We start from the raw sequence: 26,651 nt of genomic DNA, 5'->3' as shown, positions 1-26,651 counted from the left end.
GGATAGTTGCTATGCTTTTCACGGAAGAAATTAAAATAAAAATATTAAAGGCACTACTTGGCATGATTTTTGCTCTTACTATAGGCAAAACACACTAACGTGTGAACCTACTGTCAAAACTTTATTATATGATAAGAAGAAAGGATGATTCATTATGGCATTAATGACAGGCGAACAGTACATCGAAAGCATGAGAAAGAAAAATTTACAAGTCTACATGTTTGGTAAAAAAGTTCCGTGTCCGGCAGATGATCCGATTCTCCGTCCGTCCATGAACTCCGTCCGCATGACGTATGATCTGGCTCAGCAGCCTGAATATCAGGACCTGATGACAGCAATCTCTCCGTACACTGGCGAACGTGTTAACCGCTTCACCCATATTCATCAGAGCACGACGGACTTGATGAATAAAGTAAAAATGCAGCGTCTGTGTGGTCAGAAAACGGCTTCCTGCTTCCAGCGTTGCGTTGGCATGGATGCTTTTAATGCGGTATTCTCCACGACGTATGATACGGATAAAAAATATGGCACGAAATACCATGAAAACTTCATGAAATTCCTCAAACGGGTACAGATGGAAGACCTTACCGTTGACGGCGCTATGACTGACCCGAAAGGTGACCGTGGTTTGGCTCCGCATGCACAGGCAGATCCGGACCTCTATCTCCATGTTGTAGAACGTCGTCCGGACGGCATCGTAGTCCGTGGGGCAAAAGCTCACCAAACTGGTTTCATTAACTCTCATGAAGTCATCGTCATGCCGACCATCTCTATGGGTGAAGATGATAAAGATTATGCAGTCTGCTTCTCCTGCTCGACAGATGCGGAAGGTATTTTCATGATTGTTGGCCGTCAGTCTTGCGATACTCGTAAAATGGAAGGCGCTCCGATGGATACGGGCAACCCTGAATTTGGTGGTACGGAAGCTCTAGTTATCTTTGATAATGTCTTCATCCCGAACGAAAATATTTATCTGAATGGAGAATATGAATTTGCCGGCGTCCTCGTTGAACGCTTCGCTGGTTATCATCGTCAGTCCTATGGCGGCTGCAAAGTTGGCGTAGGTGACGTCCTTATCGGTGCTGCTGCGGTTGCTGCCGACTACAATGGCTGCCCGAAAGCTTCCCATATTAAAGATAAGATTATTGAAATGCAGCACCTCAACGAAACCCTGTATGCTTGCGGTATTGCTTGCTCGGCATTAGGAACGAAGACTGAATCGGGCAACTATCTTATCGACTTGCTCCTGGCTAACGTCTGCAAACAGAATGTTACGCGCTTCCCCTATGAAATCGTCCGCTTGGCTGAAGATATTGCTGGTGGCTTGATGGTTACGGCACCGTCTGAAAAAGACCTCCGTGATCCGAAGATTGGGCCGTACATTGATAAATACCTCCGCGGCGTCAATAATGTATCGACAGAAAATCGTCTCAAAATCTTACGCCTCATCGAAAACCTCAGCCTCGGCACAGCCGCTGTCGGTTATCGTACCGAATCCATGCATGGTGCAGGTTCGCCGCAGGCACAGCGTATCATGATTTCCCGTCAGGGCAACTTGCGTATGAAGAAAGCCTTGGCTAAAGCTATTGCACACATTGAAGAATAAGTTGATATTACACTGGGAATCACTATCCTTCACGTAATGAAATAGAGCAGAGTAAATATAGTATGAGTATATAGACGTGATTTTGACTGATGCCTGCAACTAGGCTGCTCCTCCTCCGTTGCAGGCCGTCAGTCAGTTATACGAAAGTAGGTGTGTGTAATGGATTGGAGAAAAGAATATGCAGAAAAAATTGTATCTGTTGAAGAAGCTGTAAGACATGTCCAATCCGGCAATCGTATTGTTTTCACCCATGCTTGTGGTGAAGCGCAGGCTTTGACAGATGAATTAGTTCGCCAGGCAGATCGCCTTGAAAATGTTGAAATTGTTCATATGGTTGCTATGGGGAAAGCGCCTTATTGCCAACCGGGGATGGAAAAACATTTTCGCCATAATGCCCTGTTCGTAGGTGGCTCAACTCGCAAAGCCGTAGAAGAAGGCCGTGGAGATTATACACCGTGCTTCTTCCATGAAATTCCCAAGCTCTTTACAGATGGTACCTTACCTGTTGACGTCGCTTTTTTGCAGCTCAGTGAGCCTGATGAGAATGGCGTTTGCTCTTATGGGGTTTCTGTTGACTATACACAGCCGGCTGCAGAAGCTGCCAAGCTGGTTATTGCACAGATTAACAAAAATATGCCCTATACCTATGGGAATGGCATTAATTTAAAAGATATCGATTATATCGTCGAAAAAGATGAACCTCTTATTGAATTGCAACCGCCTAAAATTGGGGAAACGGAACATAAAATTGGGGAATATGTAGCATCACTGATTCATGATGGTGATACGCTGCAGCTTGGTATCGGTGCTATTCCGGATGCTGTCTTGTCCTTCCTCGGAGATAAAAAGGATTTAGGGATTCATTCCGAAATGTTCTCTGATGGCGTTGTCGACTTGGCTCGTAAAGGCGTTATCACGAACAAGAAAAAGACGATTGACCAGGGGAAATTTGTCTCTTGCTTCCTTATGGGGACAAAGAAACTGTATGATTTTGTAAATAACAATCCCGATGTATTAATGGAACGTGTCGATTACACTAATGATCCCTTTGTCGTAGCTAAAATTGACAATATCATCTCTATCAACTCGGCTATGCAAGTCGATTTGATGGGACAGGTCAATGCCGAAATGATTGGCTATAAACAATTCAGCGGCGTCGGCGGTCAGGTTGACTTCGTTCGTGGTGCGTCTCGTGCAAAGGGTGGTAAAGCTATTATTGCTATGCCTTCGACTGCAGGCCATGGTAAGATTTCTAAGATTGTGCCGCTCTTAGATGAAGGGGCTGCTGTTACGACCTCCCGCAATGATGTAGACTATATTATTACGGAATTTGGTATCGCTCCTCTTAAAGGACGTACTTTGCGGCAGCGTGCTATTGCTCTCATTAAGATTGCCCATCCTGATTTTAGAGAAGGATTGATTGCAGAATTTGAAAAACGCTTCCATTGTAAGTTTGAAGGATAAAAATAGCGGTTTTTAATACGCATGCGCCATGGCAGCTGTTCTATTCGTAGATAATTACATATCGAATAGCTTGACCATGGCGCTATTTTTATCTAAATCTTCTGTTGATTTTTAATTTAAAATGAAGAAAGAGGGGAACAAAATATGTTTGGTCCTGTTTATAAACGAAAAGAAGGCGAAATACAACCGGGGATTAATTTACACGTATTTAACTTAGTCCTGCGTTTACCTTTCATTCATTATCGCTTTGAATGGCCTGATTATGTTCAAGGGCTGCTGTTATGTGCCGTTTGTCTCGGCATCATCCCAGTATTGCAAGAATATTTAGGGATGCCTTTTGAAATCGCTATTACTATTGTTATCATGAACGGGTTCTTATATACTTGGCATGCTCACTTAGGGGACCCTGTTGTCCCTGGCTGGATCACTCCGGCTATTCCGCTGTTATTGCTGTGGTTGGGAGAATTTCCTAATGATACAGCAGAACGTATGCATGCACTTATCGCTTTTGAATTTGAACTCGGGTTACTCACGTTCTTATTAGGTGCTACGGGTCTTGCTAAACGCGTTGTCGATTTAGTTCCTGATGCTTTGAAATCCGGGATTCTTATCGGCGCCGGTATTGCTGCTGTACGCCTGGTATTCAATACGGGCGGTAACTTTGATAAATATCCATTTACCATCGCTATTGCTGTAGGCTTTGCTTTTTATTGCTCTTTTAGTAACCATTTCAAGAGTATCATGAATAAAAATAAAGTTTTTCAGGTTATTTCTGACTTGGGGTTATTGCCGGCGATGGTTCTGGCCGTCATTATTGCTCCGTTGGTGGGCGAATTGCCTTGGCCGACTATTGAAATGGGCTTTACTCATCCCCACTTCATTGAAGTCTTTACCCAGTGGAGTCCTTTTGCTGAACGCATTGGCTTCCCAGGTATGACTTATTATATCCAAGCTGCTCCGTTGGTCATTGCAACTTACGTTGTACTCTTTGGTGAATTGATTCAGGCCGACGCCTTGATCGATGAAGCTCGTGAATTCCGTCATGGTGATGAAAATATCCATTTCGATGCTAACAGAAATAACGTTATTGTTGGTGTCCGTAATATGGTTATGTCCTTGTTAGGCCCTGACCTTTCCATGTGCGGTCCGTTATGGGCAGCTATGCAGGTCGTTATTTGTGAACGTTATAAACATGGTCGTGAAGCGATGGATAGCCTGATTGGCGGCGTTGCATCTTTCCGTTTAGGTACATTCACTGGCTATTGGTTATCTCCTATCGTAAGCTTTGTTAAGCCGGTTCTGCCGATTGCTTTGGCATTGACCATGTTGATTCAAGGCTATGTTGCCGTTCGTGTCGGTGTACTCCGTTCCAAGACTTTTAATGACCTCGGCGTTGCCGGTGTTATTGGTGGCGTCCTCGTATCTCGTGGGGCTGCTATGGCTCTGGGTGTTGGCATTGTCCTTTGCCTGCTCGTATTTGGTAAAAACTTCTTTAAACGTAAAATGTCTCTGTACAATACGAAATCTGACCCGATTTTCAATGTTGCAGCTTTAAAAGAACTGAATGCTGAAAAGGAAGGCGCAGAAAAATAAACAGAGAAGACTCTTGACAACCGGAGGTTGAGCTATGCAGTATTATGGTGATTTATTGCGCAAACTGACAAAATCGAATACGACAGAGGTCTGCGAATTCTTCGTAAAAAAATGCTTGATGAATGCGAAAAGCAAGTCGACGAATGAATCAATGAAGCGTTTTTTCATGATTTGCGGGGTATCGGCCAATGATGGAATCAAAGAGTTTTTGGAAAAGAATGATTTGACTTTTGATGGCTATTGGTCGCATCGCCGGTATTTTGCTAAGGTTAAGGATCATATCCCACTGGTCGTAAAATCTTATTTATCATGCATGCTGCTTTTATTAGCTTCTCAAAAGACTTTGATTTCTCAAAAAACGGGTATGAATGAAGAAGAGTTGTTAAGCCGTTGGTGTACTATTTTTAAATATGATGATGAAGATAAACTCTACTTTAATGATCTTTTACGGATTGTCCGCAAAGGAGAAGAGGGCGTCATGGAAATTTTTGAAGACCTAAACAGTATTTGTCATGATAACCTGAATGGTGGGGAGGAATCGAATATTCCCTGTACCGACGAAAATCGTGATTTACTCGTTTATCGGGTCGGAGAAGATGTATACACATTGGTTTGCCGTCTTCAAGAAATGCCTGATTTCTGTTCATAGGTATTACTAATTGTGTGGAACCTCTCTTGGTAAGGGTAGCCTAGTACCCCGGCTGGGAGAGGTTTTTTTAGAAAGGTGGTATTGAGTCATGACGATTGGAATTAAAGCCCCGGGATATTATGTGCAAGGCAATGGAGAGTTGGATAAATTAGGGAAGTATGTTAAGAAAATGGGCAATAGCTTTTTAGTCTTGCTGTCACCTAATAATAAGCGAAGAATTGGTGAACGCATTGACAAGGCTCTGAATAGTGCGAATAAATCCGTATTTTATGCTGAATTTCAAGGTGAATGTTCTAAAAAGGCAATCGCTGATGTACAAGATATAGCTTATCAGCACGGCTGTGATGCTATCATTGGCGTAGGTGGAGGTAAAGCTCTGGATACGGCTAAAGCCGTGGCTACTAATTTAGGTGATTTGCCGACGATTATTATCCCTACTATTGCTTCTAATGATGCACCGTGCAGCAGTGTAGCTGTTATTTACAATGAACAGGGCGTCGTTATCAAGGCTTTAATGATGAAACATAATCCGGATCTCGTTTTAGTCGATACTGGGATTATCGCTCAAGCGCCTAAAAAATATTTGGTCTCTGGTATGGGGGATGCCTTATCTACCTATTTTGAAGCACGTGCTTGCCAACGTAGTGGGGCTAAAACCATGGCTCGTGGAGCTTGTTCAGCAACGGCATTAGCCTTGGCTGCATTATGTTATAAAACTTTATTAAATGATTCACTGGAAGCGCTCAATGCCGTTGAAAAACAGGAGGTAAATTCTGCTTTGGAACGGGTCATTGAAGCCTGCGTCTATCTTAGTGGTGTCGGGTTTGAGTCGGGAGGCCTTGCGGCAGCTCATGCTATCAATGATGGTTTTGCCCATGTCCCACAGGCCCACGGAGCTTCCCATGGTGAAAAAGTTGCTTTTGGATTACTCGCGCAGCTTATTTTAGAAAAAGCACCAAAAGATGAGTGGGACACAGTATTACACTATATAAAATCGGTAGGACTTCCTTCATGCTTAGCTGATTTAGGGATTAAGGATGTAAAAGAAGAAGAAATCCGTCTGGTTGCGGAAGCAGCTACTGTACCAACTCAGTTTACAAAAAATGTGCGTGCTGACATTACAGCAGATGAAGTGTATGATGCCATTATGAAGGCTGATGCATTAGGAAAATAAAGTGAGGGAAACAAGATGTTTACTATCACGGAACAAGCAAAACAATATATTCAGTCTCATGGTGGAAATGTCATCGTTACCTTGGCCTTTGAACCATCTGGAGGGAGTTGTTGAAAAGGTGATTTAATCTGGGGCAGTTACGTTCCAGAAATCGGCTTAGGTAAGCCGGGTCAACAAATGGAATATCCTTTTGAGCTAGTTGATGATATTATTATTTGGTATCATCCTAAATTACAGATTCAACAAGGATATCAATCTATTGTTATCCATGTGAAGCGATTTTTATTCCATCAATGGCTGACAATAGAAGGAGCTCAGGGAATGGCCATAACGCGTGAAAAAGGTTTTGAATAACAAAAGATAAGCTGTCTTATGAAGATACCCTTTGTAAGACAGCTTATCTTTTATATATTTCCTGTATACAATTTCGTTTTTTATGGACGGACGATAGATATATTATATTTTGGCGACATAATTTTCCTACCCGCGCGCCTTCATTGACAGCCTGCCTGGATAAGGGTATCATGAAGTCATGTAAGGAAGTAATGGTATTATAGGGGGAATGGTGATGTTTGGCTTAGGCGCACCGGAATTACTGCTCATTTTAATTATTGCCCTGGTCGTGTTTGGACCGGGGAAACTGCCGACGATCGGCCGGGCTTTGGGCAAGAGTCTCCGTGAATTCAAGGAAGCTGTCAATACCGATGAAACGAAGGAGATAGCAGACAAGACGGATGAAAAATCAAGTAAGAATGTTTGATGTATGATGTTTGAGACAATGGCTTTTAAATTTTGTCCCATCCACATCAAACTTTCAACTTCAAACTTAAAACTCAAAAAGGCGCTGTCTTCGTGTGACAGCGCCTTTTTTTGGCGGGGAAGTGTGGGAATCGAACCCACCTGAGAAGCTCTTAACCCCTCATGCTGGTTTTGAAGACCAGAGGGAACACCAGAACCCATCCTCCCCCAGGACAGGTTTATTATATCACGGTCAGCCGGGCTCTTGCAAAAATGTTTCGGTCTTTGTTACACTAGAGGCGATGAATCCATTAATCAACAGAAAGGGGTATCTACATGATTGAATTACAGTTGAAGCCGACGATTTACTCTTATGATACATGCCGGGAATTTGTGGAAGATTTGCAGGTTGGGGCGGATGATTTGATTATTACTAATCAGTACATCTTCGACCCGAATTTTAAGGACTTAGGCCTTACGTGCCACGTCTTGTTCCAGGAAAAGTATGGTATGGGTGAACCGTCTGATGAAATGGCCGAAGCTATTTATAAAGATATGCCGAAAGATGTGAAGCGCATCATCGGTATCGGCGGCGGTACAGTCATGGACTTGTGCAAGTTGTTCGTCTTGAAGCAGGTCAGCCCGGTCCTCGATTTATTCGATGGCAAGATTCCTGTGGAAAAAGAAAAGGAGCTCATCCTCATCCCGACGACATGCGGGACGGGCAGCGAAGTCACCAATGTATCGGTCATGGCCCTGGTCAGCCGCAATACGAAGAAGGGCCTTGCCGACAACGCCCTGTATGCCGACAAGGCTGTCCTCATTTCGCAGCTCTTGAAGACCCTGCCGTTCAAGGTCTTTGCGACCAGCTCCATCGACGCCCTGGTTCACGCTGTCGAATCGGCCTTGTCTCCGGATTCCAGCGCCAGCTTCCGCGTCTTCAGTTATAACGCCATCGAACTCATCCTCAAAGGGTACTTGCAGATCCGCGACCACGGTCCGGAAGCCCGTATTCCGCTCATGAAAGATTTTCTCCTGGCCAGCAACTGGGCCGGCATCGCCTTCAGCGTCCCGGGTTGCGCTGCGGTTCACGCCATGAGCTATCCCTTAGGGGCGAAATATCATGTTCCTCATGGGGAATCGAACTACGCCATGTTCACAGGCGTCATGAACTGCTACATGTCCATCAAATCAGATGGGGAAATCGCTAAGTTGAATCGCTTCATTGCCGATATCCTGGGCTGCGAACCGGAAAATGTCTATGCAGAACTGGAAAAACTGCTCAACGTCATCCTGCCCAAAAAAGCGCTCCATGAATACGGCGTCAAAGAAGAAGAATTGCCGGAATTTGCTAAGTCGGTCATCGAAAATCAGCAGCGTCTCATGAAGCACAGTTTTGTGCCCCTCGATTACGATAAGGTGTACGGCATTTATAAGAAGTTGTATTAGTGGCTATTGGCTCGTGGTTCGTCGTAGGGGCCGCACGTGTGTCAAGAATAACATCGTTTACATTTTGTGCAAGGACATCCTTTACACTTTATGCAAGCACATCGTTTACAAATTTCTTCTTATTGAAGCTTTAATTTTCCTTCTAAACGAGGATCGTTGTGAATCAGATAAGCCCGTTTCATCAGGAATACTTGCTTATTTACGTCAATCTTCCCGATGATGAATTGCCTAAAGTACAAGGTTAAAATGGAGTTTCCATCCAACTTTGTCTCCCGGACAGCGACAATTTTGTTGCCTAATGCTTCACTGAGAAAGTAGCCTTGTCCTCCGTAGGTGAGATAGCCGGAACTTTTGATGCGCCTTAATTCAAGGCCTTCACCGTAGTCCCAGGAACGAATCCTGCGGGGATATTTCCTTAGGCTGGATGTGTACTGCGATGCCGGAGTTTCTAACGTAAGCGATGTATGCGGCCGTCTGTTGTTGTAAAAATCCCGAAAAGCATCGAAATGGGATTGGGCATCCCGCAGATTCTTGTACAACTGACCTCGTATGCATCCCTTCCGGAACGTCTGATTCATCCGTTCCTGCTTGCCCTGTGTCTGAGGATGTTTAATCCTTCCATGAATTACCAGGACGCCCCGTTCCATCATCCATACTTCATACTTGGTGAATCCGGTGCTTTGGACCGTTCCCCATGGATTGCCATTGTCGCACAGAATTACCTTTGGCATACCGTATTCCAGAAATATTTTTCTCATTACCGGTATCGTATCGCCGAAGGTTTCCCCGTATTGAGCATGGCAGCTTAGGTTGAACCGGGAATGGTCATCCATCACCATCAAAGGATGGCAGCGTCTTCGGTTTTTCAAGGCGAAGTGACCGATGAAATCGGTTTGCCACATGTCGTTAGGAGCTTCTTTTTCGAAACGTGTATAAGGTGTAGCTGCCTGACTGGCGTCCGGTGTGATCAAGCCGTACCGATGAAAGATATTGTTAATGGTACGGACACAGGGAACGTTTGGAATACCTTGTCGTTTCAAAAGGGTATGGACAACTAAGGCACACGCGTCATAATTTTCTTTTCGTGTCTTGATGACCAGTGCTTCCATTTCAGGGGATGTGCGATTGGCACGGTGGTGAGGTTCTCGTGAAAGTTCTTCACAAGAAGAATTTTCACGATACCTCTGAATCCACTTGTCTCCTGTAGGACGACTGATTCCATATTCAAGACAAAGGGCTTTTTTGCTCTTCTCATGAGCAAGTACCCGTTCAACGAATTCTTTGCGTAACATAGCTTTGGTGACATTCCTTTCTTCCCATGGCATAAGAATCAACTCCTTCTTATGCCTAAAAGTATCACTTTTTTCAGTAGGGGGAAGACCCCTATTTATGTAAACTATGTTATTGCACATAACAACGTGGGCGGCCCGTCCCGGGCCATGCGGGAATCCCGGAGAGCCATTAGCTGCTAGCTGCTGCCTGCTAAAAAAAGCGCTGTCGCATCGCGACAGCGCTTTTTTTGTAAGGGTTCGTGGCTCACGGCCCGTTGGCTCTCCTATCAGGAGAGCTGTCAGCGAAGGTGACTGAGGGGTTCAACCTCTCCGGCCCTGCGGGCCACCTCTCCTATCAGGAGAGGCTTACCTGCGGTCTGCGGTTTTACCATTAGAACCAGACGGCCTGGTCGCCGGCTTTTACGTTGCCTTCGGCTGCCAGGTGTACTTCTTTGCCTTCTTCGAGGTCGGTGAAGATGCACAGGCAGGCGTCGGACGGGGCGTTGGCTTTGATGTATTCGTCGTCGAATTCCATCAGTTTATCGCCTTTCTTGACGTCCTGGCCGTTTTCGACAAAGACTTTGAAGCCCTTGCCTTCGAGATTGACCGTATCGATGCCGATGTGCAGGAGGTATTCTACGCCGTCGGCTGTGGTCATGCCCATGGCATGTTTTGTGTCGAAGACGAAGGTGACCGTCCCGTCTTCCGGTGCATAGACCGTGCCGTCGGTCGGGGTGACGAAGAAGCCGTCGCCGGTCATCTTGCTGGCAAAAGCTTCGTCCGGGGCTTCCGTAATGGGATGGAGGCTGCCCGTGAAGGGAGAATTGAAGTAGTGTTTTTCTGCGGCTGTTTCCGGTTCAGCTGGCGTTTCCGAAGCGTTCGGGGTTTCAGCTGCTGGAGACGGTTCTGCAGCCGGGGCGGCTTCGATGGGGCCGTCTGCCGGGTTGGTTGCCAGATAGCTTTCCAGGTTGGCTTTGATGACGGCGACTTGCGGGCCATAGACGACCTGGACACCCTGGCCTTTCTTGATGACGCCGACAGCACCGGTCGCTTTCAAGGCGGCATCGTTGACTAAGGCCGAATCGGCTACGGAGCAGCGCAGGCGCGTAGCACAGCAGTCGACGGAGGTGATGTTCCGGGTACCGCCGAGGGCGCGGGTGATGGCCTGGCTGACGACGTCGGTAGTAGCTTCGCCGTCGCCGGCTTTGGCAGCGGCATCGCGGGCTTTGACGTCGGCTTTGGTGTAGAGTTTCGTTTCTACGTCATCGTCTTCACGGCCCGGTGTCTTGAGGTCGAACTTCTTGATGAGGAAGGTGAAGATGAAGTAGTAGAGGAAGAAATAGATGATGCCGACCGGGATGATATACATCCAGTTGGTCTTGGCTTCCCCTTGCAGGATACCGAAGATGAACAGGTCCAGTAGGCCGCCAGAGAAGGTCAGGCCGACGGCGATGTTCAGCATGTGGGCGATCATGTAAGCTGCGCCAGCTAAGATGACCTGGACGTAGAAGAGCATCGGAGCGACGAAGAGGAAGGAGAATTCAATCGGTTCTGTAATCCCTGTGAACATGGAAGTCAGGGCTGCCGACAAGAGCAGGCCACCGGCGACTTTCCGTTTTTCCGGTTTAGCCGTGCGGTACATGGCCAGGGCAGCGCCGGGCAGGCCGAAGATCATGAAGATAAATTCACCCGAGAAATACCGGGTGGCATCGGCACTGAAGTGGGTGACGTTAGGCGATGCGAGCTGGGCGAAGAAGATGTTCTGGCCGCCCTGGACGAGGTTGCCGTCGATCATCATCGAGCCGCCGACGCCGGTCTGCCAGAATGGCAGGTAGAAGACGTGATGCAGGCCGAAGGGGATGAGGGCCCGCTTGATGATACCGAAAATCAACGTGCCGATATAGCCCGTCCCCGTGACCAGGCCGCCGAGGGCGAAGATACCATTCTGGACGACTGGCCAGACGAAGTACATGGCGATGCCGACGAACATGTAGACGACGGTGGAAATGATGGGGATGAAACGCGACCCGCCGAAGAAAGACAGGGCGTTGGGCAAGACGATTTTATGATAGCGGTTGTGCAGGTAGGCGACGCCGATGCCGACGATGATACCGCCGAAGACGCCTTCCTGAAGGGACATGATGCCGCAGACGTTGGCAATCGTACCTTCCAGGACATCGGGAGCTACGGTATTGTTGGCCAATACTTTGCCTGTCAATTTGAGGACGGCGTTGGTCGAGGCGTGCATGACGAAAAAGGCAATCATGGCCGATAAGGCAGCGACTTCTTTTTCCTGCTTGGCCATGCCGATAGCGACGCCGACGGCGAAGATAATCGGTAAGTTGCCGAAGATGATATTGCCGGCATCGCTCATGATGGTGAGCAGTGAATGGAGCATCGTGCCGCTTCCGAGGATGCTTTCCAGTCCATAGGTCTGGATGGTCGTCGCATTGGTGAAGGAAGCTCCGATGCCGAGGAGTAAGCCGGCAATCGGCAGGATGGCAACGGGCAGCATGAAACTACGGCCGACAGCCTGCAAGATGGAAAAAGCTTGGTCTTTCATAAAGGTCCTCCTTTTATAGAAATAATAAGTATGAAATAGTACGTTCCTATTTTAACATACCATAGGTAAATGAGAAGGATGAGAGTTGCGTCTAATTGTGCCTATCTCGCATATATGTTTGATAAAAAGTCAAGTGAACGTGGCCATTCGTCGTTCATCGTTGAATCACTAACCACGTAAAAGGGCTTGTCGTCGTGCGACAAGCCCTTTTACTAAGAGGAGAATGAATGTGAAGTTGTTTTCTGATTTTTATGCTTTGGCAGCGGCTTCGCCCAATTCTTTGCATTCCGGGGCGTTATCCGGCATTTCGTTGACGATAGCCGTACCGATGACCGTGGCGCCGGTATCTTCCGTGCGCTGCTTCCAGGCATCCATCCATTCGCCGGAGCCCCAGCCGTATGAGCCGAAGAGGCCGACTTTTTTGCCCTTTAATTTCGGAGCCAGGTCGGTAAAGAACGGTTCGACGACGGAGTCTTCCAATTCTTCCGAACCCATAGCCGGGCAGCCGAGCAAGATGACGTCTTTGCTGGCTACGTCATCGACGTTAGTATCTTCAAAGCGGACTGATTCTACATCAGCACCGGCCGCTTTGACGGCGGCTTCGATTTCATTAGCCATTGCTTCTGTATTACCTGTACCACTCCAATAAACGATTTCTACCATGATAAATCCTCCTTATGCTACGATGAGCGAGTCTAATGTTGTCCCAACGGCAAAGCGGTCCAAATAGTCTTGCCGGCAGCACGTATAGCGATGGAAAGTGCGGGCGGCAGCATGAGCGTCGCCGTATACTTTCCATTCGCCACAGAGCTTAGCGTGGTTTCCCTTGTTGGCGATGAACCCGCACACGTCCTCCAGGGGATAGCCGAGGAAAATGCCTGATTCATGAGGGAAACAGCCGCCTTCTGCAAAGCGCGCGGCAAGATGGTCCAGCAGGGCCGATACGTCCTGGCAGTCTTGATAGCCGAATTGCTGCAAAAATGAAGCAATGTCCCGCCGCTGTGCGTACGCCCAGACCCTGGCCGGCCGGTATACATACAGCAGGGTGCGTTGGGGACAGGCATATAAGATGCGGAAATACAAGCCTTTAGGGTTGTATTTATGATTATATTTTTCAATTATTTTATCATAAGTGCAGCCGTTGCCTAAGCGGGGCAGACAGAGAAGGGATGCCTGTTTAAGCCCTGCAAGAGTAGGCGAACAATGGGTTATTAAGACATAATCCAGGTTCATATCCAATTGTCGCTCCTTTCGCTTTGATACTGTAAGTATAAGATATTTGATATTGATTGTCAATACTAATATGATAATTAATTTCAAATACATAGGAGGGCTTGCCAAGTATAGTATAATAAGGATAGAGCGAAGAATATACGGAGGGTGATGTTATGGAAACTGCGTATGAAACCAATCATTGTTTTGGCTGCGGCCGCGATAACCCGATTGGCCTGAAGCTGGACATGAAGCTGGAAGGCGATCATTGCGTGGCTTATTTTACGCCGAAAGCCGAACATGAAAGTTACGGAGACCGCATGCATGGCGGCCTGACGAGTACCCTGTTAGATGAAGTCATGGGGGACTACGTGTTCCGCAAGGCCGGGAAACCGGCATATACGGCACGGCTGGAAATCCGTTTCCGTAGTGCTATCCGCATCGGGGAAACGGTCAAAGTCGAAGGCTGGCCGGAAGTCCATCGCGGCCGCCTGTTCATCATGAAAGGGAAAATCACCCATGCCGATGGTACGCCGGCTGCCGAAGCGAAGGCAGAAATGATGCTGGCAAAGTAAAGGAGGAGTTATTATGGATAGAACAGATATGATGCACCGCATGTATGACATCAAGGGGCCCTTAGTGGCCAAGAAATTCGCAGCCCGCGGCTTTGAAGCCGTGTACTGTCCGACCAAGGAAGAAGCCTTGAAACAGGCCATTTCGTATATTCCCGAAACGGATGTCGTGTCCTGGGGCGGTTCCGTATCCATCAATGAAATCGGCTTGCGGCCTTACGTATTGGAACACAATCCGGTCATCGACCGCGATTCGGCCAAGACGCCGGAAGAACGGGTCGAACTGATGCGCAAGGCCCTGCTCTGCGATACGTTCCTCATGGGGACCAACGCCGCTGTCCAGGACGGGCAGCTCATCAATATCGATGGCAACGGCAACCGCGTCGCCGCCCTTTGCTATGGGCCGAAACAGGTCATCGCCATCGTCGGCATGAATAAAGTCGTCCCGACCGTCGAAGCGGGCATCGAACGGGCGCATACCGTCGCTTCGCCGCAGAATATCGGACGCTTCCCCGGCGTCGGCACGCCTTGTGCCAAAACCGGCATGTGTGGCCACTGCATCCGACCGGACAGCGTCTGTGCCCAAGTCGTCCGGACGCGGATCTGTAAGCCCCAGGGCCGTATCAAGGTCATCTTGGTTGGGGAAAATCTGGGCTTTTAGTCCTGAAAAAAGAGAGGTACTTTATTATGAGAACAGGAACGGGCGTCGTCGAAGAAGTATGCCCGAACGGGCTGGTCAAGATACAGACCAACCGCAATAATCTATATTCGCCCTGCAGCGACAGCATGTGTGCCGACAATGTCGTCATCGACGCTGTGAACCCAATCGGGGCCCAAAAAGGGCAATACGTACAGTTCAACATCCCCGATGCCGGCATGGGCGTCAAAGGCATCATCTGCTTCGGTGTGCCGCTGCTGCTGGTCATCGTCTGCGGCATCCTCGGCTACCTGCTGGGTGGTTCGTGGCAGGTAGCACCGGAAATGACGGCCTTCGCCGGCATGATCGTCGGCGGCATCCTGGGATGCCTGATTTTGAAAGGCTACGAAAAGAAAATCAACAATAACCAGACCAAAGCCGAAATCACAGGGATTATCAGTGGGTAGTAAAAAAGGGCTTGTCGCACATGCGACAAGCCCTTTTTTTTCATAGGATATCGATTTGGCAGGCTTTCATGGCCTGTAATGCTTTTTCGTGGTTTTCTGGTGTCGAGCCGGCACAACAGGTGCTGTCGACGATGATTTCTTTTTCCGGATAAAAGGATTTGAGCATCATGGCATTGGCGATGACGCAGATGTCGGTGCACAAGCCCATGAGGACCAGCCGGTCGTAGTCACGGACTTCGTCGACCAGGGCCGGGCAGCCGAAGGATGGCTTTTCCAGTATCGTTGCCCACATGGTGTAGGGCAGGAGCTGTTTGCAGATGCGCCAGCCCCGCGTGTCTTTGATACAGTGCGGAATCGGGAGTTTTCGGCCTTCCTGGGTTTCGCTGTAATCTTCGCCGTGTGTATCTTGCGTGAAGATGAGGTCCGTTTCCTGGTCTTCATCTTTCTTGCTGGCGACGATCTTCGCTTCTACCTTCGGGACGATGGCCTGTGCCTGGGCGTTGCCGAGAGCGCCGTCGATGAAATCATTCTGCATATCGATGATGATATAAGCCTGGGTCATTGCGGTCATCCCTCCTGCTTAGGCACGTAATTCCTTCAGGTATTCCGGTACGTCCGGGCAGGTCATGAGTCCTGACATGAGGGCTACGCCCTTGATGGGGACGTCCTGGAGCTGGGAGATGGTCTTAGGCGTGACGCCGCCTAAGGCATAGACGGGAATCTTGACGGCCTTGCAGATGGCTTCGACCGTATCGACGCCGATGGGCGGGTCCGACGGCTTGCAGGCTGTCGGGAAGACATGGCTGGCCATGAGGTATGTAGCACCGAGCTGTTCGGCCTTGATGGCTTCTTCAACGGTGTGGACGGATACGCCCAGGGTCGTCATGTAGTAGAGCAGGGACGAATGGGTTTCCAGATAAGGCAGAGAGCACTGGAAACGGGGAATGTGGAGACGGATGGCAGCCTTGCCGAAATGTTGGAGGACACATGTTTTCTGGTGGATGCTGCAGAGGCGCAGCGCCCGTTTGGCATAATCTGTGTACTCTTCTTCGGTAAGGTTCTTTTCACGAAGGACGATGAAATCTACGTCGGAAGCGGCGATTTGTTCGAGCTGATCCCAGTAGTTCGTCGAGGCTAATTCGTGATTTGTAATTGCAGCTACTTTTAACACGATTTATCACCTGAATATTTAGAGTATTTTATACCTATAACTATACATGAATCTCATACTAACGTCAACAATTATACTAATAGAATATAATAGATGCTCTGTATGACTAAAACGCTGTAAAACATGAGGATTTATAACAAAAACGGTTCGGGGTGGATTGGGTCCCGGACCGTTTTTGTCGGTACTACATGTATAGGATTATAGTGATGGATAGCAAAGTTAGTGGTTACAAATAGATGTACTCACTCGTAAGCGGCTGCAGGCCCATGCTCTTGATGTCAGAATACATCTGGTCGAAGGAACGGCCGTCTGTGATTTCGAACTGTTCGTCGCCCATTTCGGAGCCATCGTTTTCCAAGTGGCCGCCGATGCCGACGCAGACACTGGCCGAGACTTTCGTAGCGGCAATCTTCATGATGGCGTTACGATAGCGGGCGCTTTCGCGGCTCGATACGACGATGCTGGCATAGGGCATGAACAAGCGGTAGGCACAGATAATCTGCGTCAATTTCCGTTCGTCTACGTCCTTCGGGTTGATCTTATCGTTGTTGATGATCGGGCACAGGCGCGGACAGGACAGGGAAATTTCGGCGTGCGGGTATTTGCGCTGCATGAGCCATGCGTGCATGCCCGTAGCCAAAGCATCTTTCTGATAATCGTCCAGGCCTAAGAGGGCTGCGAAGCCGACGCCGCGCATGCCGCCGAGGATAGCCCGTTCCTGGGAATAGAAACGGTATGGGAAGATGCGCTTGTGGCCGGCCAGATGGAGGGTAGCATACTTGTCGGAATTGTATGTTTCCTGGAAGACCGTGACATAGTCGGCGCCACATTCGTGGAGATATTTATAGTCTTCCGAATTGACCGGATAGATTTCCATGTTGATGACCCGGAAGTACTGGCGGGCAATCTTGACGGCGTTGCCGATATATTTGATGTCGCTCATCTTCGGGCTTTCACCGGTGAGCATGATGACTTCTTCGATGCCCGTGTCGGCGATGTTCTTACATTCGCGGTGGAGTTCTTCGTCGGTCAGGCGGGCGCGCTTGATCTTGTTGTGCGAATTGAAGCCGCAGTAGATGCAGTAGTTATCGCAGTAGTTGGCGAAGTAGATCGGCGTCAGGATGGTGATGTTGTTGCCGAAGTGGCGCCGTGTGACTAAATGGGCTTTCTGAGCCATTTCTTCCAGGAAAGGAGCGGCAGCTGTCGATAAGAGGGCCATGAAGTCCCTCGGGTCCAGATGTTCTTTGGACAAGGCCAGGCGGACATCTTTTTCGGTGAAATCGTCGTTGTTGAAGGAATCGTGGATAGCGACGACCTGGTCGAGCATGTCCGAATCGATGACTTCCATGCCCGGCAGATATTTCATATGATCGATGAGTTTGCTTTGGTCGATGGTTTTGGTTTCTTCCGTCATGTTCATTCCTCCTTAATCGCCTAAGAAGCCTGTCAGCGGATCCGATGCCGAAGCCGTTTCACGGACGCGGCCCAGGCCGGCGAGGTAAGCATTGCGGCCGGCGCGGATGGCTTCACCAAAGGCTTTGGCCATGAGCGGCAGGTCCCCGGCCGTAGCGATAGCCGTATTGGCCATGATGGCAGCGGCACCCATTTCCATGGCTTCGCAAGCCTGGGACGGACGGCCGATACCGGCGTCGACGATGACCGGCAGGTCGACTTCGTCGATGAGGATCTGGATGAAATCTTTTGTCGACAAGCCTTTGTTGGTGCCAATCGGCGAAGCTAAGGGCATGATGGCAGCGGCGCCGGCGTCAGCCAGGGCACGGGCTGCATAGAGGTCCGGATACATATAGGGCAGGACGACGAAGCCTTCTTTGGCCAGGATTTCCGTGGCTTTGATGGTTTCGTTGTTGTCCGGCAGGAGATATTTGGAGTCGCGCATGACTTCAATCTTGATGAAGTCGCCACAGCCGATTTCACGGGACAAGTGGGCGATGCGGACGGCTTCGTCTGCCGTGCGGGCGCTCGACGTGTTCGGGAGCAGGGTGACGTTTTTCGGGATATAATCGAGGATGTTATCTTTCTGACCGGCTTCGACGCGGCGCAGGGCCATGGTTACGATCTGGGCACCGCCTTGTTCGACAGCGGCCTTGATGAGGTCGACAGAAAACTTACCGGAACCTAAGATGAAGCGCGATGTAAATTCGTGGCCGCCGAGGACCAGGGTATCTTTTTTTTCCATTGGGAAAACACTCCTTTTATGATGATTGATAGGTCTGTATGTTTCGCTTGGTCAGCAGGAATCAGCCCCCGCCGACGAAGTGGACGATTTCCATAGAATCGCCGTCTTTCAAGGTCACTTTGTCATAATCCCTGCGCGGTATGATGGTGCCGTTCAGTTCGATGGCAATGCGGTCTGTACGATATTCTTGATCGGTCAGGTAAGCGAGCAGGTTCTGGCCGGCTGCTGCGATGTCTTTGCCGTTGATCCGTACCATGGATGGCCCTCCTTTCTCTCTAAATGAAAAAAAGGGTCGCACGAAGAATTACACCCAAGGTGGTGTACCCCTTCGTGCGACCCTTATGATTCGGTCTCACTCTGCCTATGATTATAGCCTATTGTCACAAAAAGTCAACCGTTGACAATCGACGTATATCATAGAAATCATGGAGGAACGACGACAAAGGCTGGCAGATTATAGTATAATAGATTTACGATTTTACAAGAGGTGATCACTGCCATGAAAGAACGGATGGACTGGATGAATATTGCCCGCTATTTTTATTTGACCGACGAACGGCTGCAGCAGATTTCCCGTGATTTTGCTGCCGATATAGAGCGGGCCCTGGAGGGACAGGACGAGGCGACGGTATCGGCGGAAAAATCCTACGTGTCCCTGCCTGGCGGTGACGAAAGCGGCGTCTATCTGGCCCTGGATTTTGGCGGTACGAACGTGCGGGCTTCACGGGTCCGATTATTAGGCCGCCATTGCTATATCATCGAGAAGAAGGTGTGCCAGCCGCTGCGGCTGCCCGGGCAATACGACTACCTGTCTCCCGCGGCGACGGCTGAAGGGCTCTTCGATTTCCTGGCCCGCCTCGTCGGCCAGGTCGCCGGCAAGGATACGATTTATAAGCTGGGCCATACTTTTTCCTTTGCCATGCAGCAGGAATGCCTGAAAGATGCCCGGCTCCTGTCGTGGTCTAAAGAAATCGCCGTTCCCGGAGTCGAAGGGCAGCTCATCAATCAGCTGTTGGAACAAGCCTTGGCACGGCAGGGGTTGACAAATATCGAGCCGTCAGCCCTGGTCAATGATACGACGGCCCTCTTGCTGTCGGCGGCGTATACGATGGAACGCGTCCGTATGGGAGTCGTCTGCGGTACGGGCTTCAATGCCTGCTATTATGAGCCGGCCTGGGATATGATCGTCAATCTGGAAGCCGGTGATTATGGCGGCCTCGTGCGCAATCGCTGGGATAAAGCCGTTGATGCCTTATCGACCCAGCCGGGACAGCATTTGCTGGAAAAGACGGTCAGCGGGGCTTATGCGGCAGAAATCTTCCGGCAGACCTTGTTATCTTATTTCAAGGCTCAGGATTTGCCGCACTTTTCGACAGCCGTCATGAATGAACTCATCAGCCATGACGATGACCACCAGGGTCAGCTGGCGATGGCCCGGGTATGGGACCGCATCGTCCGCATCGATGAGGTGCGGCCTATCCGTAACATCGGTGCGGCCATCTTCGTCCGCGCTGCCCAGCTGGCCGGGGCCGTCAGCTGCGGCATCCTGCGCCATCTCTATGGCGAGGGGCCCGTCCCGGCCCAGTCTGTCGCCGTCGACGGCAGCCTTTTGGAACACGTCCGCGGTGCTCTGTTCATGATGGAAGACGCCATGCAGGCTTGTCAGAATGAAGGCGTGAGCCGGGACAATCAGATTCCCGTCGAACCGGTCCTGGTCCAAGACGGCCCCTTAGTCGGCGCTGCCATCGCAGCGGCCATGGCGCAGTAACCACTAGCCACTAGCCACGACGCCCTTTTTTCGGTACAATATAATATTGCAGAGATATTTCCACCATGTCTGTAGTTCAAGGAAAGGAGACGGCGCCAGGTCACGATGCTGCAACTCGATAAATCTATTAGCAAACCTTATTATGTACAAATCTATGAGTATTATCGCCGGGAAATCGAGGAACGCCGGATGGTAGCCGGTATGCGCCTCGATTCGGTCCGCGAACTGGCTCAGGCAGCGGGTATCAGCAAGATGACCGTCGAAAAGGCTTACTACCAGCTGGCCAGTGAAGGTTATATCCTGCGCCGTCATAAGGCTCGCTATGAAGTGGCTTCCCTGGGAGGCTTGGAGCCGCGGCCAGCGGATGCAGCGGCGCCGGTCTTGTGCGAGGCCAGCCGTCGTCCCGTCTATGCTTATGATTTTGCCAGCGGCGATATGGCCCTGGAACGCTTCCCCCTCGACATCTGGCGGAAATATATGAATCGGATTTTATCAGAACCAGACCGCCTGCTGGCGGCCAACGATGACCAGGGCGTCCCCGATTTGCGCCGGGCTTTGAGCCGCTACGTCTACGAAACGCGTGGCGTCCATGCCGATCCGTCGCAGATCATCATCGGCGCCGGGACGATTTCCCTCCTCGGAGTTCTGACCAACCTGCTCCATGATAAATATACCTGCATCGGCGTCGAAGACCCGGGCTTCCGCCTGGGACGGGAGATTTTCCGCAACAGCGGCTATTCCATCGTGCCCATTCCCATCAGCGGCGGCCTGCTCCACGTCGATGCCCTGGAAGCCAGCGGCGTCCGCCTGGTCTACGTCAGCCCGTCCCATCAGTTCCCGACGGGGACGGTCATGCCGGCCGGTATCCGCCACCGCCTGCTGCGCTGGGCGGAAAAGACGGATGGCCTGATCATCGAAGACGATTATGACAGCGAATTGCGCTACTATGGCCGGCCTGTCCCGGCCCTGCAAGGACTGGACCGTCAGGGCCGCGTCGTCTACATGGGCGCCTTGTCCAAGGTACTGCCCTTTTTTATCCGCCTCAGCTATATGGTCCTGCCGCCACCGCTCATGCCCCTCTATGAGCAGCGGCGCGGCCTGTTCCGCCAGGGCGCTTCGGTGCCGGAACAATGCGTACTGGCTGAATATATCGACAGCGGGGAACTCTCCCGCCAGGTCCGGCGATTGCGCAAGGAGTATCAGGAAAAAGGGGAACTGTTAGGGAAACTCCTGGTCGAAGCCTTTGGCAGCGACATCGTCGTAGGGCGCCTGGTTTCCGGCGTGTACTGCCATATCCGCCTGCACAGCCCTCTTCCGGAAGAAGAATTGCGTCGCCGGGCGGAACAGCAAGGCTGTCGTGTCTTATCCATGAAGTCTTTTTACGAAACACCGTCGCAGGAAACGGATAAAGAATTTCTCCTGTCATTTTCAAAAATTCCCAGCTGCAAGCTCCGCGATGCCGTTGCGGCATTGCATGGGGCATGGTCAGAGAAAGAAGGATACTAATGGCGAAAAGTTTGCGTTTTATTCAATGCGGTGATCTTCATTTAGGGAGTCCCTTCCATAACCTTGCCGCCATTGATGAACGGTGGCAGCGTATCGTCGGGAAAGCGCCTGTCCGGGCCTTCCAGAAAATCGTCCAGATGGCCATTGATAAACGAGTCCACGCTGTCCTCATCACGGGTGATGTCTACACCAGTGCCGATCACAACTTGACGGCACAGCTCGATTACGTGCGCCTCTTGCATAAATTGGCACAAAATAATATACAAGTCTTTGCCGTCCTGGGCAATCACGACCCGCTGGAAGCGTGGAAGGCGAAGATTCCCTTTCCGCCCAATGTCCATATCTTCCCGACGGAATCGGTTGAACGGGTGCCCCTCGTCGTCGATGGCGAAGAAGTGGCGGCTATTTATGGCCAGAGTTATGCTAAGAGCGAACAGCGGGAAAACCTGGCCTGGAAATTCAACCGTGCCGCTGGTGACCGTTTTTCTATCGGTATGCTCCATACTCAGGTCGGCAGCCGGGAATCGACGTATGCGCCATGTACCTTGGAAGATTTAAAGGAATGCGGCATGGATTACTGGGCCTTGGGACACATCCATAAGCATGAAATCCTTTGTGAAAAGCCATATATCGTCTATGCCGGCAACCCGCAGGGCCTGGATTGTACCGAAACGGGGCCGCGGGGCTGCTATTACGTCGAAGTCGGCCCTTATGGGACGACGGACCTGGAATTTATTGATACGAGCATCGTCCGCTGGGAAAGCATTGACCTTGCTATCGACGGCATCGAATCGGTGTCGGAATTGCGCGAGTCTGTCCGCTTTGCCAAGGAAAAAGTGCGCCGCAATATCGGCAAGCCGACCTTCCTGACAGTCAATTTCACCGGCTCCGGCAGCATGTACCACGTCCTCAACAATCCCGAAGCGACGCAGTACTGGCTGGACAGCTGGCGCGAAGAAGAACAGGGGAAATACGCTTTTGTCATGGTCGAACGCCTGCGCAACCTGGCCCGGCCCAAGATGAACCTGGGTGAACGAAGCAAACTGCCAGACTCCGTCGGCGACTATCTGAACGTCTTCGACAAATTGGAAAAGCTGGCTCCTGAAGAGAAAGTCAAGGCTTTGAGGGATATCCTTATGAGCCGTCCGGAATTTGAGCGCCTCGGCACGTATGGCCGGGCATTGACGGATGAGCGACTGCTGGAAACGTTCGAGAAAGCCAAATGGCTTGGCGTACAGAAATTGCTGGAACATAGAAGAGGTTAAGCAGTATGAAGATTACAGAGATGCATTTGGATGATTTCGGGATTTACCATGGTGTGAGCTGGAATCCGCCGGAACACGGCCTGATCGTCATGCACGGCCGCAACGAAAGCGGCAAGACGACGCTCATGAAATATGTCCGGTCCATGTTCTTCGGTTATTTGCGCGGAGACTGGAAAGGCTATTTCGGCAGCATGGGTATCCGCCGGGAAGACGGGAAAGAATACCGGATCGTCCGCAATGAAAAAGAATATTTCCTGTCTGACGGCAGCCAGAAGGTTCAGGACGAACCGGCAGACCTGTGGTGGCACGGACTGGACCGCCAGACGTATGATAAAATTTTTGCCATGGGCCTGGAAGACTTGCAGGGCTTTAAAATCCTATCCAATGAAGCCGTGCGCAGCCATTTCTTCAGCATCGAAGGTGGCGTCAGCATGGGGATGGCCCGCAGTGAAGTGACCAAGCACATGGGGGATCTCCTGGTCGCTTCGCCGCAGGGCAAGAAGCCCATCAACTCCCTGCTCAATGAACAGAAAGATTTCGACCGCCGCATCAACGGCATGGCTTACGATGAAGATGAATTTGCCAGCTTGCAGGAAACGGAACAGACGACCCACGAAATCGAAAACCGCATCCGCCTGGACATCGAAGAATCGAAGCAGCAGATTGAACGGATTTCCATGCCCATTGCCGCCTGGGATGTCTATAAGCGCGGCCAGGATGCCTTGCAGCACATGCAGGCCCTGGCAGACGTTTCCCAGTTCCCCGCTGATGGCGCTCAAAAGTGGGCCGAACTGGAACAAAATATTAAAGCCATCGACGACCAGGTCCGCAAACTCAAGGCGACGAGCCGCAAAGGCCCGGCTTTCCAGGAATCGTGGAACCGCTGGCTGGCCTGCGGCCCCCAGCTCGATGAGATGTATCATCACGTCGGCGAATGGAAACAAGGCCTGGCCGAACTCTCGGACCATGAAGATAAGGAAATGGACTGGGAGTTTGAAGGCACGAAACAAGCCGATTTGCTCAAAACCTGGACCGATGGTAAGGATATTCCGACCGCCGTCAACTGGACCCAGGGGATTTCGGCAGCCGCCGCCCTCGACCACAGCCGGCAGGATCTAGAAAAATGGAAGGCCGATAAGCCGAAGAACGTCTCGTCCCAAGACGGGGAAGACGGAGCGGCTGAAAAGACTAAAGACGAATGGGAAGTCATCGGGACCGCTGTGGCGACAATCCAGAATGTCGTCATGGAACGCCAGAAGATACAGGAACAGCTGGAATGGCTGAAAACGGAACCGGCCAGTTCGTCGAAGGCCTTTACCTTCGTCGGCGTCGCCTTCCTGGTCTTGGCCGCCCTGTGCGTCGCTGCCGTCTACATGGGTCACTTCGATTCGACTGTAGGCCTCGGCGGAGCGGCAGCCTGCGTCGTCATCGCCGTCATTTCTTTAGTCCGCCAGAGTACGGGTGCCGACCGGATTCCCCGTAAAATCGCGGAAATCGAAGGCCGGCTGGCCAGCGTCAACGGGAAAATCGGCGACCTGGCCAAGGAAGCGGAAATTACCCTCAGCACGGATGAATCGAATGAACGCTGGCTCCAGGAACTGGATGCCGTCCGCAAACAGTACCTGGATTGGCAGACCCGGGAAACGAAGAACGCCTGGCAGAAAGAACAGAAAGTCATGTATGACGCCATCTATGAAAAATGGCAGGCCGATGGCAATACCTGCAAGAAACAGCTCCTGGCCTGTGAAAGTGCCTGGGACGGCTGGCGCCAAAAATCCAGTTTCAGCAAGCTCGATACGACGGATGTGGCCAAGGCGAAAGAAGCCTGGGATACGTGGCATGACGTGACGACGGCTGCATCGGACTGGAAACGGCGCAAGATGGAATTAAAAGGAGCCATTTCCCGCTGGAGCGATACGGCAGAACAGATTTTCCGCGAAGTCGGTGTCAAACAGACCGTGTCACCGGATGCCGTCGAAGCCATTTATAAACAGTGGCAGGATATCCGCGTCCAGGCTGAAGTGGCGAAAGAACAGGACCGCCAGCAGAAAGAACGGGAAAGCCAGATTGTCAGCCTTGGTGAAGAACGGCAGCAGCGCATCCAGCAGCAGCAGGAACTGCTCAAGGCGACGGGAGCCCAGTCGGAAGGGGAATTTCGCAGCAAAGTCCTGCGCTTCCGTCAGTTCCATCAGTATAAAGAAGTCTATGACCAGACCGAAGCCCATATCCGCCTCATCGCCAAGACGCCGAAGAACCTGTCCGAACTGCGCCATGAATTGAAGATACACACTTTGAAGACTTGGACGGACGAACGCGATTACTACCAGAAAAAGATTGCCGATGCCGAAAAGAAACTGGCTGAAGTCGCTGAAAAACGGGGCAGCATCATCGAACGCCTGAGCCAGATGGCCAAGACCGACGAATACGGTAAGCTCCTGCAGGCCAAACAGAACCGCAAGGCTGAACTGGACCGGGCTGTCGACGACTGGCTGACCAATATGTATACCCAGTACATGCTGGAACAAGCCCAGGAATATTACGAACGGGTCCGTCAGCCCGTCGTCATCCGCCAGGCCGGCGAATACCTGAACCTCATGACCCAGGGCCGCTATACGTTGCAGGCCAGCCTGGATGGCAAACAGCTCTTTGCCGTCGACGGCAGCCAGCGCCGCGTCCCGGAAAAACAGTGGAGCAGTGGCTTGGGCGACCAGATTTACCTGGCCATCCGCATCAGTCTGGCCATGGCCTTCTCCAAACAAATCGAGCCGATGCCGCTCATCCTCGACGACATCTTAGTCCGCTTCGACGAACAACGCCAGAAAGAAGCTATCCAGTTCCTGGCCTCCCTGGGCAAAAAAGAACAGATATTCTTGTTTACCTGCTCCGACGCCACCTTGAAACTGGCCGAAGAAGTCCAAAAACAACTGGCCGGAGAAACAGACACGATTCACCTCTTCGAAATCGAAAAGGGGACCATCAAAGAGTTCGCCAATCGTTTGTAGTTCATCGTTCATCGTGATGGGTTGATATTAAAACCATCCCCATCAACATCAAATTTTCAACTTAAATTCCGGCTATGCACAGGATTCACGGCGGTACGCCTTTTAGGCGTCCCCTACGGAATCGCATACAGGCGACGAAAAATAAACGCAAGCCGCAATTCGCAGGTGGCCGGTCGCTGTAGTCCTGCAGACTGCAAAAAAATATACGGCCTGTGGCCTTGTGCGTAGGGGCTGTCCCAAAGGGCAGCCCGCTGAGAAATTCCATTACCGCCCATTCTGGTATAATGGCAGGCTTTTACGAACTACGAACCACGGCCATTTCCACGAGCCGAGGGCTTTTAAAGTTA

General features: G+C 50.6%; 24 protein-coding genes and 1 tRNA gene. 15 read left to right on the top strand and 10 right to left on the bottom strand.

The features are described from left to right. The first annotated feature begins 154 nt into the window (after positions 1 to 154). The 7 genes from NOS26_RS03055 to tatA all read left to right on the top strand — a co-directional run bounded on the left by NOS26_RS03055 (position 155) and on the right by tatA (position 7,246). Positions 155 to 1,606 carry a 4-hydroxyphenylacetate 3-hydroxylase family protein gene (locus NOS26_RS03055; RefSeq protein ID WP_014015310.1) on the top strand — a complete coding sequence of 484 codons (1,452 nt, stop codon included), beginning with the start codon at positions 155 to 157 and terminating at the stop codon, positions 1,604 to 1,606. 159 nt (positions 1,607 to 1,765) lie between these two features. Continuing rightward, positions 1,766 to 3,070 carry an acetyl-CoA hydrolase/transferase family protein gene (locus tag NOS26_RS03050; RefSeq protein ID WP_255917244.1) on the top strand — a complete coding sequence of 435 codons (1,305 nt, stop codon included), beginning with the start codon at positions 1,766 to 1,768 and terminating at the stop codon, positions 3,068 to 3,070. A 144-nt stretch (positions 3,071 to 3,214) separates the two neighbouring features. Next, positions 3,215 to 4,663, top strand: a complete 1,449-nt coding sequence (locus NOS26_RS03045; protein WP_014015308.1) for a hypothetical protein — start codon at positions 3,215 to 3,217, stop codon at positions 4,661 to 4,663. A gap of 34 nt (positions 4,664 to 4,697) precedes the next feature. Next, positions 4,698 to 5,312 carry a hypothetical protein gene (locus NOS26_RS03040; protein WP_014015307.1) on the top strand — a complete coding sequence of 205 codons (615 nt, stop codon included), beginning with the start codon at positions 4,698 to 4,700 and terminating at the stop codon, positions 5,310 to 5,312. A gap of 88 nt (positions 5,313 to 5,400) precedes the next feature. Then, complete coding sequence (locus NOS26_RS03035; RefSeq protein ID WP_255917243.1) at positions 5,401 to 6,486, top strand: glycerol dehydrogenase; 1,086 nt, start codon at positions 5,401 to 5,403, stop codon at positions 6,484 to 6,486. A gap of 177 nt (positions 6,487 to 6,663) precedes the next feature. Continuing rightward, complete coding sequence (locus NOS26_RS03030) at positions 6,664 to 6,840, top strand: hypothetical protein (RefSeq protein ID WP_170066467.1); 177 nt, start codon at positions 6,664 to 6,666, stop codon at positions 6,838 to 6,840. A gap of 214 nt (positions 6,841 to 7,054) precedes the next feature. Then, on the top strand, positions 7,055 to 7,246 hold the full coding sequence (gene tatA / locus NOS26_RS03025; protein WP_022497367.1) for a twin-arginine translocase TatA/TatE family subunit: 192 nt from the start codon (positions 7,055 to 7,057) through the stop codon (positions 7,244 to 7,246). A gap of 111 nt (positions 7,247 to 7,357) precedes the next feature. Here tatA and NOS26_RS03020 read toward each other — a convergent pair. Then, positions 7,358 to 7,454: transfer RNA gene (locus NOS26_RS03020), tRNA-Sec, on the bottom strand. A 106-nt stretch (positions 7,455 to 7,560) separates the two neighbouring features. Here NOS26_RS03020 and NOS26_RS03015 point away from each other — a divergent pair. Then, positions 7,561 to 8,673: a 4-hydroxybutyrate dehydrogenase gene (locus NOS26_RS03015; protein WP_014015304.1), complete on the top strand. Its 1,113-nt coding sequence runs from the start codon at positions 7,561 to 7,563 to the stop codon at positions 8,671 to 8,673. A gap of 119 nt (positions 8,674 to 8,792) precedes the next feature. On the opposite strand, the gene NOS26_RS03010 is transcribed toward NOS26_RS03015, so the two are convergent. The 4 genes from NOS26_RS03010 to NOS26_RS02995 all read right to left on the bottom strand — a co-directional run bounded on the left by NOS26_RS03010 (position 8,793) and on the right by NOS26_RS02995 (position 13,740). Continuing rightward, positions 8,793 to 9,998 carry an integrase core domain-containing protein gene (locus tag NOS26_RS03010; protein WP_054336098.1) on the bottom strand — a complete coding sequence of 402 codons (1,206 nt, stop codon included), beginning with the start codon at positions 9,996 to 9,998 and terminating at the stop codon, positions 8,793 to 8,795. 337 nt (positions 9,999 to 10,335) lie between these two features. After that, positions 10,336 to 12,507 carry a PTS transporter subunit IIABC gene (locus NOS26_RS03005; protein ID WP_255917242.1) on the bottom strand — a complete coding sequence of 724 codons (2,172 nt, stop codon included), beginning with the start codon at positions 12,505 to 12,507 and terminating at the stop codon, positions 10,336 to 10,338. 249 nt (positions 12,508 to 12,756) lie between these two features. Next, the gene (locus NOS26_RS03000) at positions 12,757 to 13,170 is read right to left on the bottom strand and encodes a flavodoxin (RefSeq protein ID WP_014015302.1); all 414 of its coding nucleotides are present in this window, start codon (positions 13,168 to 13,170) and stop codon (positions 12,757 to 12,759) included. Between the two features lie 12 nt (positions 13,171 to 13,182). Next, complete coding sequence (locus NOS26_RS02995) at positions 13,183 to 13,740, bottom strand: DUF3793 family protein (protein WP_054335970.1); 558 nt, start codon at positions 13,738 to 13,740, stop codon at positions 13,183 to 13,185. 155 nt (positions 13,741 to 13,895) lie between these two features. Here NOS26_RS02995 and NOS26_RS02990 point away from each other — a divergent pair, with 155 nt between their 5' ends. Genes NOS26_RS02990 through NOS26_RS02980 form a run of 3 tightly spaced genes read left to right on the top strand, consistent with a single transcriptional unit; the run spans position 13,896 to position 15,395 of the window. Then, positions 13,896 to 14,294, top strand: a complete 399-nt coding sequence (locus NOS26_RS02990; protein WP_095341010.1) for a PaaI family thioesterase — start codon at positions 13,896 to 13,898, stop codon at positions 14,292 to 14,294. A 13-nt stretch (positions 14,295 to 14,307) separates the two neighbouring features. Next, positions 14,308 to 14,952, top strand: a complete 645-nt coding sequence (locus NOS26_RS02985; RefSeq protein ID WP_014015299.1) for a lactate utilization protein — start codon at positions 14,308 to 14,310, stop codon at positions 14,950 to 14,952. A gap of 26 nt (positions 14,953 to 14,978) precedes the next feature. Next, on the top strand, positions 14,979 to 15,395 hold the full coding sequence (locus NOS26_RS02980) for a SoxR reducing system RseC family protein (RefSeq protein ID WP_014015298.1): 417 nt from the start codon (positions 14,979 to 14,981) through the stop codon (positions 15,393 to 15,395). A gap of 40 nt (positions 15,396 to 15,435) precedes the next feature. On the opposite strand, the gene NOS26_RS02975 is transcribed toward NOS26_RS02980, so the two are convergent. The 5 genes from NOS26_RS02975 to thiS all read right to left on the bottom strand — a co-directional run bounded on the left by NOS26_RS02975 (position 15,436) and on the right by thiS (position 19,019). Then, positions 15,436 to 15,957: a cysteine hydrolase family protein gene (locus tag NOS26_RS02975; protein ID WP_036202593.1), complete on the bottom strand. Its 522-nt coding sequence runs from the start codon at positions 15,955 to 15,957 to the stop codon at positions 15,436 to 15,438. Positions 15,958 to 15,975: 18 nt separating this feature from the next. Continuing rightward, on the bottom strand, positions 15,976 to 16,566 hold the full coding sequence (locus tag NOS26_RS02970) for a thiamine phosphate synthase (protein ID WP_014015296.1): 591 nt from the start codon (positions 16,564 to 16,566) through the stop codon (positions 15,976 to 15,978). A 226-nt stretch (positions 16,567 to 16,792) separates the two neighbouring features. Continuing rightward, positions 16,793 to 17,980: a 2-iminoacetate synthase ThiH gene (thiH, locus tag NOS26_RS02965; protein WP_014015295.1), complete on the bottom strand. Its 1,188-nt coding sequence runs from the start codon at positions 17,978 to 17,980 to the stop codon at positions 16,793 to 16,795. Between the two features lie 12 nt (positions 17,981 to 17,992). Beyond that, positions 17,993 to 18,763, bottom strand: a complete 771-nt coding sequence (locus NOS26_RS02960; RefSeq protein ID WP_014015294.1) for a thiazole synthase — start codon at positions 18,761 to 18,763, stop codon at positions 17,993 to 17,995. Positions 18,764 to 18,824: 61 nt separating this feature from the next. Further along, the gene (gene thiS, locus NOS26_RS02955) at positions 18,825 to 19,019 is read right to left on the bottom strand and encodes a sulfur carrier protein ThiS (protein ID WP_014015293.1); all 195 of its coding nucleotides are present in this window, start codon (positions 19,017 to 19,019) and stop codon (positions 18,825 to 18,827) included. A gap of 243 nt (positions 19,020 to 19,262) precedes the next feature. Between thiS and NOS26_RS02950 the strand changes: the two genes are divergently transcribed. The 4 genes from NOS26_RS02950 (at position 19,263) to NOS26_RS02935 (ending at position 26,304) form a co-directional block, all read left to right on the top strand. Continuing rightward, positions 19,263 to 20,531, top strand: a complete 1,269-nt coding sequence (locus tag NOS26_RS02950; protein WP_255917241.1) for a hexokinase family protein — start codon at positions 19,263 to 19,265, stop codon at positions 20,529 to 20,531. Between the two features lie 105 nt (positions 20,532 to 20,636). Continuing rightward, a complete protein-coding gene (locus NOS26_RS02945; RefSeq protein ID WP_014015291.1) occupies positions 20,637 to 22,037 on the top strand; it encodes a PLP-dependent aminotransferase family protein in 1,401 nt (466 codons plus the stop codon). Continuing rightward, the gene (locus NOS26_RS02940) at positions 22,037 to 23,302 is read left to right on the top strand and encodes a DNA repair exonuclease (protein ID WP_022497649.1); all 1,266 of its coding nucleotides are present in this window, start codon (positions 22,037 to 22,039) and stop codon (positions 23,300 to 23,302) included. The genes NOS26_RS02945 and NOS26_RS02940 overlap by 1 nt, the downstream gene beginning before the upstream one ends. Before the next feature lie 5 nt (positions 23,303 to 23,307). Then, entirely contained in the window at positions 23,308 to 26,304 is a 2,997-nt protein-coding gene (locus NOS26_RS02935; RefSeq protein ID WP_255917240.1) for an AAA family ATPase, read from the top strand. Positions 26,305 to 26,651: the final 347 nt, after the last annotated feature.

The sequence above is a fragment of the Megasphaera sp. SC8-1 genome (genome assembly GCF_024436295.1).
Lineage (GTDB): Bacteria > Bacillota > Negativicutes > Veillonellales > Megasphaeraceae > Megasphaera > Megasphaera elsdenii.
Note: the sequence above shows the minus strand (reverse complement) of the source record. Positions and strands in the feature narration are given on the sequence as shown.

What these genes read in the sequence shown, in the direction of transcription:
- thiH (WP_014015295.1), bottom strand. Translation starts at nt 17,980, where the DNA reads ATGACGGAAGAAACCAAAACCATCGACCAAAGCAAACTCATCGATCAT.
- NOS26_RS02980 (WP_014015298.1), top strand. Translation starts at nt 14,979, where the DNA reads ATGAGAACAGGAACGGGCGTCGTCGAAGAAGTATGCCCGAACGGGCTG.
- NOS26_RS02950 (WP_255917241.1), top strand. Translation starts at nt 19,263, where the DNA reads ATGAAAGAACGGATGGACTGGATGAATATTGCCCGCTATTTTTATTTG.
- NOS26_RS03050 (WP_255917244.1), top strand. Translation starts at nt 1,766, where the DNA reads ATGGATTGGAGAAAAGAATATGCAGAAAAAATTGTATCTGTTGAAGAA.
- tatA (WP_022497367.1), top strand. Translation starts at nt 7,055, where the DNA reads ATGTTTGGCTTAGGCGCACCGGAATTACTGCTCATTTTAATTATTGCC.
- NOS26_RS03040 (WP_014015307.1), top strand. Translation starts at nt 4,698, where the DNA reads ATGCAGTATTATGGTGATTTATTGCGCAAACTGACAAAATCGAATACG.
- NOS26_RS03015 (WP_014015304.1), top strand. Translation starts at nt 7,561, where the DNA reads ATGATTGAATTACAGTTGAAGCCGACGATTTACTCTTATGATACATGC.
- NOS26_RS02975 (WP_036202593.1), bottom strand. Translation starts at nt 15,957, where the DNA reads ATGACCCAGGCTTATATCATCATCGATATGCAGAATGATTTCATCGAC.
- NOS26_RS03000 (WP_014015302.1), bottom strand. Translation starts at nt 13,170, where the DNA reads ATGGTAGAAATCGTTTATTGGAGTGGTACAGGTAATACAGAAGCAATG.
- NOS26_RS03035 (WP_255917243.1), top strand. Translation starts at nt 5,401, where the DNA reads ATGACGATTGGAATTAAAGCCCCGGGATATTATGTGCAAGGCAATGGA.
- NOS26_RS03045 (WP_014015308.1), top strand. Translation starts at nt 3,215, where the DNA reads ATGTTTGGTCCTGTTTATAAACGAAAAGAAGGCGAAATACAACCGGGG.
- NOS26_RS03010 (WP_054336098.1), bottom strand. Translation starts at nt 9,998, where the DNA reads ATGCCATGGGAAGAAAGGAATGTCACCAAAGCTATGTTACGCAAAGAA.
- NOS26_RS03005 (WP_255917242.1), bottom strand. Translation starts at nt 12,507, where the DNA reads ATGAAAGACCAAGCTTTTTCCATCTTGCAGGCTGTCGGCCGTAGTTTC.
- NOS26_RS02985 (WP_014015299.1), top strand. Translation starts at nt 14,308, where the DNA reads ATGGATAGAACAGATATGATGCACCGCATGTATGACATCAAGGGGCCC.
- NOS26_RS02935 (WP_255917240.1), top strand. Translation starts at nt 23,308, where the DNA reads ATGAAGATTACAGAGATGCATTTGGATGATTTCGGGATTTACCATGGT.
- NOS26_RS02945 (WP_014015291.1), top strand. Translation starts at nt 20,637, where the DNA reads ATGCTGCAACTCGATAAATCTATTAGCAAACCTTATTATGTACAAATC.
- NOS26_RS02960 (WP_014015294.1), bottom strand. Translation starts at nt 18,763, where the DNA reads ATGGAAAAAAAAGATACCCTGGTCCTCGGCGGCCACGAATTTACATCG.
- NOS26_RS03030 (WP_170066467.1), top strand. Translation starts at nt 6,664, where the DNA reads ATGGAATATCCTTTTGAGCTAGTTGATGATATTATTATTTGGTATCAT.
- NOS26_RS02990 (WP_095341010.1), top strand. Translation starts at nt 13,896, where the DNA reads ATGGAAACTGCGTATGAAACCAATCATTGTTTTGGCTGCGGCCGCGAT.
- NOS26_RS02995 (WP_054335970.1), bottom strand. Translation starts at nt 13,740, where the DNA reads ATGAACCTGGATTATGTCTTAATAACCCATTGTTCGCCTACTCTTGCA.
- thiS (WP_014015293.1), bottom strand. Translation starts at nt 19,019, where the DNA reads ATGGTACGGATCAACGGCAAAGACATCGCAGCAGCCGGCCAGAACCTG.
- NOS26_RS02940 (WP_022497649.1), top strand. Translation starts at nt 22,037, where the DNA reads ATGGCGAAAAGTTTGCGTTTTATTCAATGCGGTGATCTTCATTTAGGG.
- NOS26_RS03055 (WP_014015310.1), top strand. Translation starts at nt 155, where the DNA reads ATGGCATTAATGACAGGCGAACAGTACATCGAAAGCATGAGAAAGAAA.